At 37.4% G+C, this 14628-nt stretch carries 10 protein-coding genes; 2 read left to right on the top strand and 8 right to left on the bottom strand.

What is annotated here, in order from left to right; all coding sequences use genetic code 11:
* Window positions 1–226 precede the first annotated feature (226 nt).
* From BS34_RS0106905 to BS34_RS0106870, 8 genes are all read right to left on the bottom strand, one after another.
* Entirely contained in the window at window positions 227–727 is a 501-nt protein-coding gene (locus tag BS34_RS0106905; protein ID WP_233993160.1) for a DUF2062 domain-containing protein, read from the bottom strand.
* A 118-nt stretch (window positions 728–845) separates the two neighbouring features.
* Window positions 846–1610, bottom strand: a complete 765-nt coding sequence (locus BS34_RS0106900; RefSeq protein ID WP_199774078.1) for an SDR family NAD(P)-dependent oxidoreductase — start codon at window positions 1608–1610, stop codon at window positions 846–848.
* A gap of 351 nt (window positions 1611–1961) precedes the next feature.
* Window positions 1962–4316, bottom strand: a complete 2355-nt coding sequence (locus BS34_RS0106895; RefSeq protein WP_029407801.1) for a S8 family peptidase — start codon at window positions 4314–4316, stop codon at window positions 1962–1964.
* Between the two features lie 21 nt (window positions 4317–4337).
* On the bottom strand, window positions 4338–6677 hold the full coding sequence (locus tag BS34_RS0106890) for an AsmA family protein (RefSeq protein WP_029407800.1): 2340 nt from the start codon (window positions 6675–6677) through the stop codon (window positions 4338–4340).
* A gap of 141 nt (window positions 6678–6818) precedes the next feature.
* Window positions 6819–7172, bottom strand: a complete 354-nt coding sequence (locus BS34_RS0106885) for a YdbL family probable chaperone protein (RefSeq protein WP_029407799.1) — start codon at window positions 7170–7172, stop codon at window positions 6819–6821.
* An 11-nt stretch (window positions 7173–7183) separates the two neighbouring features.
* A complete protein-coding gene (locus BS34_RS0106880) occupies window positions 7184–7426 on the bottom strand; it encodes a YnbE family lipoprotein (protein ID WP_084151582.1) in 243 nt (80 codons plus the stop codon).
* A gap of 110 nt (window positions 7427–7536) precedes the next feature.
* Window positions 7537–10749, bottom strand: coding sequence for an intermembrane phospholipid transport protein YdbH family protein (locus BS34_RS0106875; RefSeq protein WP_029407797.1), 3213 nt, complete (start codon window positions 10747–10749; stop codon window positions 7537–7539).
* 217 nt (window positions 10750–10966) lie between these two features.
* Window positions 10967–11194 carry a hypothetical protein gene (locus tag BS34_RS0106870; protein WP_029407796.1) on the bottom strand — a complete coding sequence of 76 codons (228 nt, stop codon included), beginning with the start codon at window positions 11192–11194 and terminating at the stop codon, window positions 10967–10969.
* Between the two features lie 766 nt (window positions 11195–11960).
* Between BS34_RS0106870 and BS34_RS0106865 the strand changes: the two genes are divergently transcribed.
* Window positions 11961–13325: an anti-phage deoxyguanosine triphosphatase gene (locus BS34_RS0106865; RefSeq protein WP_029407795.1), complete on the top strand. Its 1365-nt coding sequence runs from the start codon at window positions 11961–11963 to the stop codon at window positions 13323–13325.
* A gap of 318 nt (window positions 13326–13643) precedes the next feature.
* Window positions 13644–14594 carry an IS110 family RNA-guided transposase gene (locus BS34_RS0106860; RefSeq protein WP_029407270.1) on the top strand — a complete coding sequence of 317 codons (951 nt, stop codon included), beginning with the start codon at window positions 13644–13646 and terminating at the stop codon, window positions 14592–14594.
* The last annotated feature ends 34 nt before the right edge of the window (window positions 14595–14628 follow it).

Here is a 14628-nt window from a genome sequence, read left to right as displayed (position 1 = left end):
TAGCATGCCAATAGGGATTTGGTTTTGAAAATAAGAAAGGTAATTTAATCTACGCTGATAAGTAAAGAGCTTTGGCTGGTAAATCTAGGTTTATTACCAGGCTAATCAAAATGAGATTAACCAGGCCTGGTAGAATTTATTCTAAAAAATAGAAAAGAATTTTGCACCGAAGGGCATAAATACAAGATTAAAATTCCAGAGGATTAAAATTCGATAAAAAATCGTTTTAGTGTTTAGCGAAGGTACGGCGTAAAAAGCTTGTTACCATTGACAATTTAAAGTAGGCAATCGAAACATACATTAAAGCTCCAATAATGGTTCCTAGTAGCATGTTACCAATATAAAAAGGTTTCCAGATAAGAGGAAAAACTTCATCAAACCAAAGTTCTGAACCTATTGTAATGTGGGCAGAGGCTGCAAAAAGATCAGGGGTGCCTAAAACCCAAGTACCAAATACATAACCTCCATACCAAATTGGCCACATGGTGAGGGGGTTGGTTATCCAGGCTAAAGCGGTAGCTAAAGGGATGTTGGCTCTAAAATAATAAGCACCCACAGAACCTAATACCATTTGAAATGGAATAGGTAACATCATACTGAATGAACCAATAAAACCTGCTCGGGCAAAGGACTTTTTATCACCCGCCCAGTAAATACGGTCTTTGAATTTAGGAAAATACTTATTTAAAAAGGCCGAGCGTTTAGTGGCTCGGCCAATTTGATGCATTTTAAGTTTAAGGAATCTAATCATCTTTCGAGTATATCAGATAATTCTAATCTTTAACTTTCTAAATCATGGCGTTAGTTTGACTAAGGAGGAGTAGGATTATAGGAGTCATTAAAGATTACAGCTGTTTGATGGTTGTTGGGCCTGCTAGAGCTTGATGAACTGGCATTATCTCTATACGATTAATATTAACATGGGCGGGTTGAGCCATTATCCAACGAATGGTCTCAGCGACATCTTCTGAATTGAGCGGAGTTAACCCTGCATAGACATCTTCTGCAAGGTTTTTATCTCCCTTAAAGCGGACTAAAGAGAACTCACTCTCATTTAGCATTCCGGGCTCTACATTAGTAACACGGATGGCTGTACCTAATAAATCAGAACGTAGATTACTTGAGAATTGTTCTACAAAGGCTTTGGTTGCTCCGTAAACATTGGCGCCTTTGTATGCATAACTGCCAGCAATCGAACCAATATTGATAATATGTCCGTGATTACGTTTTACCAGGCCTGGTAGAATTTGGCGAGTTAAAAATGCCAACGATAAACAGTTTGTATTTATCATAGTTTGCCAGTCTAACCAATCGGTTTCTTGCGCTGGGTTTAAGCCTAAAGCCAAACCCGCATTGTTAATTAAAATATCAATGTCTTGGAACGGTTTTGGTAATTCCTTGAGCTCGGTTTTTAACGCTTTGTGGTCATTGATATCGCAAGCGATAATATAGCATTCCGCAAACTCAGACAGTTCTTTTTGCAGCGATATTAATAACGGTTCTCTGCGTGCAAGTAGAATCAGTTTTACGCCTTCAGCAGCTAGTTTTTGTGCGGTAGCTTTTCCAATTCCGGTTGAGGCTCCGGTAATTAAGGCGACTTGGTTTATCATGATGAAATCCGTGGGTTGAGTTAAGAGAGCTTTAATAAAATGGGGTATCCATATTTTGTGATTGATTATCCAGTATTGTAAAAATTAACCACGAAGACACAGAGGCACGAAGATAAAAAAATAAATAAAAGCGATTAGAAAATCATAGTCTAACGAACTTAATTCATGCCTATAAGCTTTGCATTTGAAAAGTTTAAAAGCGATTAATTTATTACGTTTAGTTTGGTTATTCCTTAAAATTAAGTTGTTATTAAATTTTAGAAATCTTCGTGCCTTCGTGGTTAAAAGATTTATTTAATCAATCATAAAATACATATACCCATAAAATGTAGTGTACTGGTTGTTAGTGTATTAAAAAATACGGTTGATTTTTAGTCCGAACCCGGAGTCTTGGGGGGCGTTAATGGCATTGAATTGATACTGTAAATTATCGCTTAAACCGTGTTTATAAAATAACTCTAGGGTATCCGGGTTTAGGCTATTTTGATGTTGGTAGTTAAAGGTTTGATTTTCAATTTCGCCACTCGCACTCATACCTGTAGGTAGGGTTAGCTGAAAAGTTGAATTAAGCAAGGTATTTTCGTTATAAGCCTGTAATCCCCAAGCCGATTGTTTCGATGTTTGTTGCATTACGCCAAATTTGAGTTGCCCCATTTGAGCTTTTTTTACCTGAATATAACTGCCAGAAGCGTGTTGAGAGTTTAGTAACTGCCCTTGTTGTAACTGGCTAAAAAGGTGGATGTTATTATGAGAATATTGTACCGATGCGGTGTTTATCTGAGAGCGATTTTTTTCACCAAAAGAGAAAGTCCCGCTTCCTTGTAATCCCATTAATCCGTCTTGTTCTTGTCGAAGCTGACTGGAGAGCGCAAACGACCAATTTGGGTTTGCTTGATAATGTAAGCCAACCGTTTGCACTTGTGTAAGGATTTTATTTTTATTATTTATGACACGGTTAAAACCGTTATCTTGTTCTTGTACTGCGCTAAACAATATAAAATTCGTTCCTATCTTTTGTTGCATAGCCAAGGTATGACCAAAGTCATTTTGGTTGTTAGAATAAAATTCACTCATTAATGCGTTTAATTGGATTTGCATCAAATCAACCGGGCTATGTTGCTTAAATTCAAAACGACTTTTAGGGTTTTCTATCACTAGCTGTTGCAGTTCTGAGGTGGTTGAGTGATTAATTATTTGCTTAGTAAAGCTCATTGAAAGTTCGTAATTTCCTAGTGAGACTTGGTTAGTAGGATAGGAGTGTGATTGCTTCCAAAAACGGTTCCAATCAAGAGGGCTTTGTTCAATTTGAATGGCTGGTGTTAAGTCTATTAAAAAATCACGATTATAATCATCGAAATAGGCCACTTGCTTAAGACCCGATAAATTCGCTAAGCCACTTAATGAGGCGGGAATTGAAGCAGAAGAACCTCCAGCAGAGTAAGAGGCCATAGTAGAGGTTGATGAACTGGACTTTAAATTGCCAACGGGCGTTAACGCAGCTTCAATATCCATTAGACCAACGCCATAGGTTGCTTGGTCAGAATAAACACCCGTGTCATTTGCCGTATCTTTTAAAATAGACACGGCTTGCTGGGGTGTTAACTGGTTCCATGAAGAGAGTAATAAGGCGACTCCACCACTAACAATAGGCGTTGCCATGGATGTGCCGCTGTAGATAGCGGTACTTGTGTCATCCCCTCCATAAGCGGCTTCAATAGAGACTCCAGGCACAGAAATAAAATTGCTTTGAATATTTGCCATGACAGCATTATCACAAGCTAAATCAGCACCTACTCCGACATCACTACAACTTCCTGGATAGTTTGAGAATGAGGCGATTTTTCCACCGCTATCAAGCGCAATAGCATATAAAATTTGGTCGGAAATGCTACTCTCTATCGCTAAGTTTTGAGCGTCATTATAATTAGTAAAATGTTCTGCCCCAATGGGGTCACCAATCTGATCATCACCCCCATTACCCGCGGCAATAATAAGGACTGTATCGTTATTTTGCAGTGTCGTGAAGTAGGCGTTATATTCACTTGAAGTCCCTCCCATAGTAGAAAGGTTAACCATCTTCGAAATAGAAGCATTTACGATTGGTGTTTTAGAAGCTAGATAGTCAACCGCCTCATGCACGGCTATATTGTAAGCAGAAGTGTTGTCAAAAAATACATTGACGGGGAGCAGGGTTGCTTCGGGTGCAACACCGTATTCTCTACCTAAAGCAATAGAGGAAACATGAGTGCCGTGGTAGTCAGGATCATCAATGTCTAAATAGTCATTGGTATATAGAATTTCATCTGTGGCGGCTAGATATTCAATGCCTCTAGCATCTTGCCAATTCACCCTTGAATTCCCCGAATCATCGTAAAAATCTACGTGGTTAGGGTTAACTCCAGAGTCAACGATTCCAATGGTGATTCCTTGACCTTTATAGCCATCAGCCCATGCAGATGTGGCTTTGGTCACTGTTTGTTGTTCTAACGTTCCAGAAATGGTTGAGGCTGGAAAAGCCGAATAGGTGACGGGAACAAGTGGGTTGGTATCACTGTAAATAACGGTAGGGCTATTATCAGCAGGAATAACATTTGAACCGCCACCTGAACCACCACCTCCACCACAAGCTGTTAGACTTGAAAATACAACGGTGTAAATTAAAGCTCGGGCGAATGGTTGCTTAGATAGACGGTTGACTAACATCATTCATTCGCTCGTAATCGGTTCTTAGAATTTAAAGCCCTTTAAGGCATCTTTAAATTTATCTTCAACTTTTTTCTGAACGTCCTTAACAACCGCTTTTTTCTTTTTCTCAATCTCAGCTTGAGCTTTTTGTGAGACTAATGATTCTAAGTCTAAAGAAATACTTGGGCTGGTTAGTGCACCTTTTAGTTTAACGGGGATTGTGAGTCCGTCTAAATCTTTAAAGTCTGCGCTGCCTTGACCTTTATCGCTCGCAACAATTTTTGTTTTAACTAAGTAGTTTAAAGACTCTTTGGGAAGGTTAACTGTACCACTTCCATTAACTCGCATAAAAGGGGCTTGGGCCGCTAGTTTATTGGTGTTAACAACACCGTTTTTAATGCTTACATCCGCAACTAAAGAGCTAAAGTCAGTTTGCGGTGTTGTATCTGATTTAGCAACGGTTTTGCCACTCATTTTAGCTTGAGCATCGCGGATCGTCTGTGCTAAATTAAAGCCTTTGATAGCGCCGTTTTTTAAATCAACATAAGCGGTACCGTTAAGATGTTTCTTAAATTCTGAAATACGCTCACCCGATGTGGTGATATTGGCTTTCATCGTTCCTGTTCCAGAGAGTTTGTCACTGTCTGCAAAGGCCATTAAGACCTCGCCAATAGGTAGGTTTTTTGTATTGGTTTTTAGACTGTATTTAGGTGTTTTCCCTCTTACGTCTAAACCGGCATTGACTAATACTCGGGTTTTAAAAATATCCGCTTTGAGTGGGTTAATATTTAATTTACCTTTAGCCCCCTTGGTGGTCATAACAATGTTCTTAGGATTAAGTTTATCGAAAGTGGCTTTTCCAACTTTAATTGTGCCGTTAATATCCAGTTTGCGTAATAATTCAACCGGTAATTCAATTTTTGCATCAGCCTCACCTTCAGGAGTAGGGGCTTCAGTAGGTTGTTCTTTTTTAGGTGGTAAGTAACGATTTACGTTAATTTGATTTAGCGTTAAATCATAACGAATTTTAGGTGCGTTAAATTGGCTGACGGCAGCATTACCGGATAATTGTGAGTCATCTAACGTAAGCTTAAGGTTGTTGACGTTTAAAGCCTGCGTTTTAGTTGCAAATTTTACGCCTAGAGAGGCAGCAAATTTGGTTAAGGTTTTAGGGTCAGCCATTTCAGGTAAAGCGACTTTTAACTGTTTAAGAAGTGCTCTTAGGTTAGTTTCTGCAATGTCCAGGTTGGCATTGACAACCGCATCACTCATGATTTGGCTGGCCTCTATATTTCCATTTGCTTTTAAATCTAAGACATTTAGGCTTAGTTTAGGAAGTTTAGCGGTTTGTGCTTTTAGATCAATATCCGCACTGGTGTTTAAGTTAATGCTGGCTTTGCCATTTGGAATAGCTTCACCCGTAACGTCTGAATTTAAAGCGATGGTTTTTGCTTTGAATGCTTGTGTGGTCATATTTCCAGTAAAGTCATTTAGTGTTAACTGACCGCTAACTGAATCTAATGGAAAGTCTTTACCTCCAATGACATCGTAATCAATACTTAAACTGGCTAGTGATAGGGTATTGTTTTCTAGTGAAAAGCTTGGCAAACTTAATTTTGTAGTGGCTTTTTCTACCGGAATGCCATTACCTGATGTGGTATTTTTAACGTTTAAATTACGTATAGCATATTGACCATCTTTGTCTAATTTAGCTTCTAAGTTGATGGCTAGTTTTGTAGTAATGTCTGGTTGACTAATTTGGCTGTCTGCTGAGAGAGCAATAAAGAAGTACTCTCCAAATGTGATTGCACCGCTGGTAAAGTTGAAGTTTTTAAGTGTGATTTTTTGTTGGGTTTGTTGATCATCCCAAAGCACGGTACCATCTTGAATATCAATGCCGCCAAAGTTTAAGGCGGCTAGTTTATCCATAGGGTTTTCAGCAGCATCAACTTCTTTTTTGTCTTCTTGGTCTTGTTCCGTTTTGCTGTTAGCTAAATCATCCCAATTGTTTAAGCCCTCTTTGTTGCGTTCTAAGTTAATAGAAAGGCCATGCAAAGTCAGAGTGTCGACTTCTAATTTTTGGCTTAGTAGCGGTAAAATTGCTGCACCTACTTGAATTTTTTGAACGGTAACAAATGGTTTTTCACTAAAGCCTTTTGCATTGCTCAGTTCTGCAGCTTCTAAATCGATAGATAGGTGAGGAAAAAATGAAAGGCTCATGGTTTCAACTTTAAAATCACGCCCAGTCTCTTTCTTTACAAGGTCGGTGATTTCATCACGATAATCATTAGGATCAACCGTTGCAACGATAACGCCTATCGCAATTATAACAACGGCAATAAGACCTAATAAAACCTTAAGAATTAGACCAAATACTTTCATTTTTTAACTCCACAAAATAAGACAAAAAGATTATAAATAATCTTAACAGATGTTAGGCGCTAATTTTCATAAATTAGCGGTTAAAATACGTAAAAATCTTAATTGTTAAAAGATAAAGGTGACATAAAAAACAAGAGGTTTTTATGGCTTTTTCATCCATTTACCATTTATTTTGATGTATAAACCACTCGGTGTTTTTTCTATCGCTTTTTTGCCTGCTAAAGCTTCAATTTCTGACAAACTTATATTGTGAGTTTTAGCTAGCTTGTTATATTGTTGTTTGCGAGCTTGGTTAATTAATTGTGTTACATTTTGTGCGTTATTTTGGTTTTTGATAACCCCAAGGTAACCATCTGGTTGTTCACCTACTAAGCCTTGCTGCTTAACGCTGCTTAATTGTGACATGGCGGTTGACAAGTTCATCGCCCAAGTTGGGCTTGAAAATGACAGCAGTAAAGTCACTAAAAGAATGTGTATTGGTTTTAAAAAATGCATGTCATTACTCCTTAAAATAAGCCGCTTGATTCGCTAAACATATTGTCTAATTGTTTATCAATTTTAATGAGAATTTCGTGTTGAATTTTTACATTTAAATTAATGTTTATTGGTTCGTTTGGCAAAGCAACCTGAACCGATGGGGTACAAGCCGTTATGTTCAAAAGGGCTCCAATGACCAATGCAAAAGCAAAAGGTTTTGGTGCGGCTTTAAGGTTTTGCTGAAGAGAGCCTGTGGGCAAGGATGAGAGCATGAGTTGTCTCCATTTTTGAGTTATGTTGGCTTAAGTTTAGCAGAGTTATAAGAGATTAGAATCACATTAGGGATGAATTCAGCGTTAATTCATTGTTAATTCATTATTGCTCAATTTGATTGTTGAGTGTTTTGAAGTTTAGATTGAATACGTTTTTTTATGGTTTCACTCACCTGATTGCTGATTTGCATACTGGTAATTAGCGCGGGTAGATCCTCTTCTAATTGAATATTAAAATTAACTTGTCGTCCAGATTCTACCGCAGGGTTTTTACCTTGAAGACTCAGTTTTAATACCAGTTGATTTTTATCGTTATAGGTTATTTTGCTCTGTAGCAAATCATAATGAAAATCTTCTAAGACATTCATCATTAACTGCATACTTTGATGGGTTTGTTTCAAACCGCTTGATGTGGGTTTGTATTGAATTAATCCACCGGGTGATTTAGCTTGTAAAAGCCCTTTTTGTAAAGTGATGAAAGGTTTTTTTAGCAAATTAACACTAAACGGCAAGTTTCCCAAAATGGTACCGGTTCCCTTAATGTCTGCAGAGGGGTATTGTTTGAGTAAGGTTTGAATATCAATGTTCTTTAGATGCAATTGACTGGTAAACGGTTTAGCTAAGTTAATCTCTTGGGAATCTAACCAGGCCTGGCCTTTAAATAATTCGGTGTTTGCATTGTCAATATGTAAGACGCCTTTTATCGGCTGGTTTGCTATGGTTGTATAATCGCCTTTAAATGTGATTGGGCCAACAATTACGCCATGATTAAGTTGTTCAATAGATAACTTTTGCACCTTGGCGATTAATTGATTTTTGGATAGTTCAAATTTTAGCTGGCTTGTTAGTTGGTTAATGGTTGTTTCATTCAATATCCCACTTAAGCCTTTTGTTGATAGGTTTCCCTTAACTTCAAGCTGGTTAATCCAATTGGCGCTATTTTCTATTTTTGCTTGTTTATAGCGCACCGAGCCTTTAGCTTGCAAGATGCCACTTCCAATAGAGACCAGTTTAGGCCAGTCAGCAAAGGTTTTTTGTGGGCTATTACCAGCGAGAAAATAGATGGGAGGGATAAACCAATCACTATAAATTTGGGTGGGTGTATAAAAGGCATTATGAAAAACAACCAGGCCTGCTTTATTTGAAATACTCCCTTTTAATTGAACTTGATTGCCTAAATTAATGGTCTTGTTATTAAGTTTTAAATCTACATTGAGATTCCCCTGGCCTTTCCAAGACTGGGGGAGCAGATGGGCTTGAGTAATTTGATGAGTAGAAAATTGATATTGAGCTTTGAGCTGATGTTTGGTTTGCGTTATTGATTTTGTATCAGTAAACGTTTTTATTACAGGATCTAAGCGTAAGTTTTTAAGTTTTAATTGAAAGTTTTCAGCTTGCGCGATGGGGTGTTGAATATTGCCTGTAAAGGCAACAGATTGAATTTTTCCGGCAATAGAAGCAAGTGATTTAGCGTTGTCTTGTTGAATAGTGAGGTTTTTCCAGCTAAATTTTGCGTTATTAATGGTTAATTGATTATTCGATGCTTTGTTATTTAGTTTGTTCTTTGATTGGTTTTGTGATGTTTTTTTGATTTCGGTTTGTATGAACCCATTGCTTGATTGGAGTTTCCAGGTGTTGCTATTTTTATCTGGGTTAGCTAGGTTAGCTACCCCTTTAAATTTTAATTGGGCTTTAGCCTGCTTGAGCTGAGTTTCAGAGTTTAACTGTAACTTAGGAGAAAATAGGGATAATTCTCCCTTAGCAATTTCTACGGAAGGATGTTTATTTAATGCAATCTTGCCCAGTAAATTTAGGTTAAAGGTAGAATTTTTAATTTGGTTTAAAGGCTGTTTTAACGTTTTACTTTTTAAACTTATCTCAAAAGGGAGTTGAGAAATAAACTCTTTCGTTAACGGAATAGCTTCTTCAGAAAGGCTTGTTATATGATAATTTATGTCATCTAAATCAACGCCATACTGTTGTAATTGTCTATTGATATCCGAGTTTTTAATAAAACTAAGATTACCGTCACTTTCTAATTCATACTGCTTAATCACGCCGTTTTTGGCATTTAGCACGCCATTAATTTTACCTTTAATCATAACCTGGTTTTTTACCGTTACAGGCCGTTGGCTATGAGCAAAAAAATTAAGATTAAATTCCGTGTTTTGTAAAAGGGTAGATAGTAGATCTTGATTTATTTGGTTCGCCTCACCTAAATCAATAGGGTTTAAATTAATAGCGTTTAAATCAATGTCAGCTTTTAGATTGATATTCGCTTTTGGATTAATATTGGCGTTAACTTTGGTGATAATTTTCGTGTTATCTTTAGTGTTATTAGGAGCAATAACTACTGGAAGTGATTGCCCCATCCAGTATTGGCTAATTTGATTAAGCGTTTGCCAATCATTTTGTTTTTTATTTACCAGGCCTGGTAGGTTTTGAATAATAAGCTGAGTTTTTAAATGATTTTTAGTTTGAGTAGACGTTTGATTTTTCCAATCAATAGAGAAAAGTGGCTGGTTATTTTGTTTGTTAAATAAAGAAATAGCACTGTCTAATTGAGTACGGATTAATTGTTGTGATTTTAGGTCAGCTAAAAGTTGTGTATTTGAATGAAAGTTAAGGTTGGGGTGTTTCTTGTCTTGTATATTAAAAGTTAAGTGACTGACCACTTGTTGAGCGTTTATTTGGTTTTTCCAATGGGCTGTCCCACTTAAACTGCAGTTTTGGCTAGAAGGGGATTGACAGGGTTGACTATATTCAATGTGATTTATGTTGATTGTATTTGGCAAATAGGGAAAAACGTTCATTAACGTATTGAGGCTCTTTTCAGTCTCGTCTTTAGGTGTTATGCCTTGTGAACTTAGTTTTACAAATTTAATTGCTGAGGCAATCGCTTGATTGAGTGTTTTTGTATTGGATGTATTGGATGAATAGGGTTGTATATTTGCAGGGGATAGGTTTTGAATTACCGCGGATTCAATATTGATGACATCAATATAGTGGTTTAGATTTTGATTTTGATACTGATTCTGTTCTTCAATACGGATTGCTTGCTTAGAACTGTCATTTATTTTTTTTGTAAATAGCCAACTTATTTCCAGGTTAGTTAACTCGATTTTATAACGATTCTGGAGTGTAAATTCTAGCCTATTAATTTTACTCTGATTTAGCCCCCAAGTACCTAATTGCCAATGTATATCAGAAATTTGGTGTTGTTTAAACGCATCATTTATCCAAAGACGTGCAAATAGAAATAAACTACCAATAATTAACACTAAAATAAGCATAGAAAAGCTTATGGTTTTTAACCACTTCATATTGCAGTTTACTCTTGGTTAATACAGATAGAGACCTTTGCACGAGACCATGAACACATAAAAACAGCTATAATCCTCTATCTTCAAGCTAAAAAATCCGCCCAATAACTGGTTATTATGCGTATTTTTTAGCCTAAATCTAAAGAATTCTATCTTGTTTTTCTTGTGCCCCTGTCTCGTGCAAAGGTCTCAGATAAAAAAATTTTAAAATTAATGCCTAATATTTTTCTTTACACTTAGCAACGGCATTCCAATAAGCTTTGTTGGCATTTTTGTTATTGGTTTTGTTGTCCCACAGGCCACTTTGTTGATCTATACACTTTTCTTCTGCTGATTTTTCACAGCCTGTTAAAAGAAACCCCATAGATAAGGTTGCAACAAGAAAACCTAATGCCGAAATTGATGAAAAAACAGAAATGTTTGATTTGCGTGAGTAAAAAGCCATGTCCAATCCTCTCATTTTAAGTAGTGTGAGACCTTTGCATGAGAGTATGTACGAGTAAAAATGGTTAAAATTCACCTGATTTTTGTTGAAAAACTTGCGAATAGCTAGCTATTCCCTGCGTTTTCCGCCGCAATCAGGCAAATTTTACCTCATTTTTCTTTCGCACCTATCTCGTGCAAAGGTCTCAAAGTATAAAATTCTCTAAGCAAGCATAACGCTAAAATTAAAAAAGGTCTATTTGGGAAGTGCTGATAAAGTTTATGCTTTGCTTATTTTTTTGGTTAACTGATTAGCAGGGTAAATTGGTTGTTAACTAAGTAAAAAAAGTAGTTGTTTTTGAGTATCATAGAAGAGACCTTTTCAAGAGTTGATGAATGGTTAAAAAAGGCGATAATTCTCTATCTTCAGTCTAAAGAATTCTTTTACTTTTTTCTTACATCGCCGACTAGGTCAAAGATCTCATAGAATTAATTTCAAATTGAGACCTTTGCACGAGATAGGTGCGAAAGAAAAATAGGCGTGAGTACCCCCTTGAGGGTAAAAAATTTGCCTGATTCTCGACTTACCCCTTCGGGCGTCGAGTTCTTCGTTTGCGACGGAAAACGTAGGGAATAGCTAGCTATTCGCAAGTTGTCGCCCAACGGAAGTACCCTTGGGGTACAACAAAAAGCAGGTGAATTTTTACCCTCAAGGGGCACCTAGAACCATTTTTACACGTGCATACTCTCGTGCAAAGGTCTCAAATTATCTTATCAAAAGAGAAGTTATGGATTCCATCGAAACGCAACAGTGGACACAACGTTACTCGGATTATTTACAATCGTTACCTTCAAGACCTGCACGTATTGTTTATCAGCGAGATCGAGCTCGTGTTATTCATGCCGCTTCATTCAGACGTTTACAGGCCAAAACTCAAATCTTTGGTTTAAGTGAATCAGACTTTTATAGAACGCGCTTAACTCATTCTATGGAGGTGGCTCAAATTGGGTCAGGCTTAGTTGAACAGTTAATTACCATTGGTATGGATGAAAATGGAGACGATGCGGCCTATATGGAATGGTTGCCGTCATTTTATTTGATTGAAGCCATTTGTTTAGCCCATGATTTAGGGCATCCACCATTTGGTCATGGTGGTGAAGTGGCGCTTAATTACATGATGCGACACTATGGTGGCTTTGAGGGTAATGCACAGACCTTAAGAATTCTAGCTAAATTGGGAGAATATACTCCTAAAAATGGTTTGGATTTATCACGAAGAACGGCTTTAGGCGTGATGAAATATCCTGCCATTTATAATGATGTTATTGCCGCCAATACAACCTATTTAGCACAGCTACAAGAACCACAAGTAGACGATTTTAGAACCCTACAAATGAATCGTTGGTCACCACCTAAGAGTTTATATCTTGAAGAAAAAGCGTTATTTGATTGGGTGCTAGCGCCATTTTCAGTAGAAGATAAGTTACGCTTTACTCAATTAACCGATTGTAAAGGTTGCCATCGTCAAACGCAGTACAAAGCCTTAGATACCACAATTATGGAACTGGCTGATGATATTGCCTATGGAATTCACGATTTAGAAGATGCGCTAGCCATGAAAATGGTAGCTCGTGATTTGTGGCAAACAGAGGTTATGGATAATCCTATCTTTAAGCAATATGCGTTGTGGGATGATGACATGACAAATAAACTCTTTAGTGATTCATCCAAAGGGCGAAAGCATGCTGTCAGTAAAATGGTAGGGATTATGGTTGAGTCTATTTATATGGATGAAAATGATGATTTTGAACACCCCTTATTACGTTATCAAGCCACTTTAAGAGAGGGAGAAGCCGCCGTTTTAGAATTGTTGAAACGTTTTGTTTTTAAAAATGTCATTACCATTCCTGAAGTAAAACAGATGGAGTATAAAGGGCAGTTAATTGTTCTAGAGTTATTTAAATCTTTACGAGCAAACCCAAAGGCCTTGTTACCGTCTGGCTCTTATGAAAAATATTTAAAAGCGGAAAATGAACAAGCCCAACAACGAGTTATTTCTGATTACATTGCAGGCATGACTAATACCTATGCATCCAGACTCTACGCTAAACTCTTTACCCCAACAGAAGGTTCTATTTTTGATCGTTTGTAGGGGGGTATTAGCTGGGGGATATCACCTCGTTCAATATTCTTTCATAGAGTTACCAGGCCTTATATGTTGAAAGTGTTCTCCAGAAGTGGAGAATTTATTAAGGACGCTTAGTAAAGGGATAAAGAGATCTTGCTACCAGGCCAATGACACCCAGAGTGATCCAGGTTATCAGATTAAGACCTTTATCCCCACACACTATAAACTGAACGGTATCTTAGGCAGGACAAGACTCCTAGCCTGTATTCATAAGGTTAGTATAGCCATAGTGTGAACTTACTAAACGAAATTAAATCCTAGCATAAAATAGGTATTTCGAACATGAAAATATACATCGGCATAGACATCAGCAAAGACACCTTTGACGTAGCGGTTTCAACTCAAAAGCAAAGTGTCACTTTTAATAACACCCCAGCGGGGTTTAAAAAGTTTATCAAATGGATGAGCCTTTTTGATTCTCCACACATCGCGATGGAAGCCACCGGGAAATACTATTTAGGCCTCGCATTGCATCTTTACGAACAAGAATACCCTGTGTATGTGATCAACCCATTTAAAATCAAACATCATGCACAATCCAAACTAAAGCGTGTTAAAACCGACAGTGAAGATGCTAAGCTCATCGCAGATTTTTGTGAAGTACACAAACTCAAACCTTGGCAGCCTGACAGTCCGATTATCGCTAAGCTACAAGAGTTCTCAGCACTTCAATCCTTGTTAATTCAAACAAAAACCCGCATTAAAAACCAAATGCAAAGTTCGACAGAAATTGAAGTACAGAAAATTCAAATAGCTCAGATTAAACAGTTAGAAAAGCAGATTGAAAAGATTCAATCCCAAATGAAAGGCTGCGTTCAACAGGATGTTGAATTGGCTAAGCAGATGGCATTATTAAAGTCCATTAAAGGACTGGGTGAAAAAACAGCGATTGAACTCATCACTCATATCAAAGACATTTATCGTTTTGATAATGCAAAGGCCTTAGCCTGTTACTCTGGTCTTGTTCCACAAATACAGCAATCGGGTAGTAGTTTAAATCGCTCATCGCTTTCCAAAATGGGCAATGCGAATTTAAGGAAGTGTCTCTACATGCCTGCGGTAAATAGTATTGCATACAACCCTGTCTTAAAATCCTTTGCAGACAATCTGAGAAAAAGAGGGGTTGCAGGTAAGAAGATAGTTGCCGCGGTAATGCGCAAATTAATTCATCTGGTTTATGCTATTCTGAAGAGTGGTAAACCCTTTGATCCAGAATATAAGATTGGTGCTTGACTATGAAAATCAAACACGGTATCTGGTAACTCTA

This window comes from Thiomicrorhabdus sp. Milos-T2, from assembly GCF_000702325.1.
Lineage (GTDB): Bacteria > Pseudomonadota > Gammaproteobacteria > Thiomicrospirales > Thiomicrospiraceae > Thiomicrorhabdus.
The sequence above is the reverse complement of the archived record's forward strand: the minus strand, read 5'-3'. Positions and strand labels throughout refer to the sequence as shown.

Excerpts from the sequence above, each read along its gene's own strand:
- BS34_RS0106905 (WP_233993160.1), bottom strand. The coding sequence starts at position 727 with ATGCATCAAATTGGCCGAGCCACTAAACGCTCGGCCTTTTTAAATAAG.
- BS34_RS0106885 (WP_029407799.1), bottom strand. The coding sequence starts at position 7,172 with ATGCATTTTTTAAAACCAATACACATTCTTTTAGTGACTTTACTGCTG.
- BS34_RS0106890 (WP_029407800.1), bottom strand. The coding sequence starts at position 6,677 with ATGAAAGTATTTGGTCTAATTCTTAAGGTTTTATTAGGTCTTATTGCC.
- BS34_RS0106865 (WP_029407795.1), top strand. The coding sequence starts at position 11,961 with ATGGATTCCATCGAAACGCAACAGTGGACACAACGTTACTCGGATTAT.
- BS34_RS0106870 (WP_029407796.1), bottom strand. The coding sequence starts at position 11,194 with ATGGCTTTTTACTCACGCAAATCAAACATTTCTGTTTTTTCATCAATT.
- BS34_RS0106860 (WP_029407270.1), top strand. The coding sequence starts at position 13,644 with ATGAAAATATACATCGGCATAGACATCAGCAAAGACACCTTTGACGTA.
- BS34_RS0106880 (WP_084151582.1), bottom strand. The coding sequence starts at position 7,426 with ATGCTCTCATCCTTGCCCACAGGCTCTCTTCAGCAAAACCTTAAAGCC.
- BS34_RS0106895 (WP_029407801.1), bottom strand. The coding sequence starts at position 4,316 with ATGATGTTAGTCAACCGTCTATCTAAGCAACCATTCGCCCGAGCTTTA.
- BS34_RS0106900 (WP_199774078.1), bottom strand. The coding sequence starts at position 1,610 with ATGATAAACCAAGTCGCCTTAATTACCGGAGCCTCAACCGGAATTGGA.
- BS34_RS0106875 (WP_029407797.1), bottom strand. The coding sequence starts at position 10,749 with ATGAAGTGGTTAAAAACCATAAGCTTTTCTATGCTTATTTTAGTGTTA.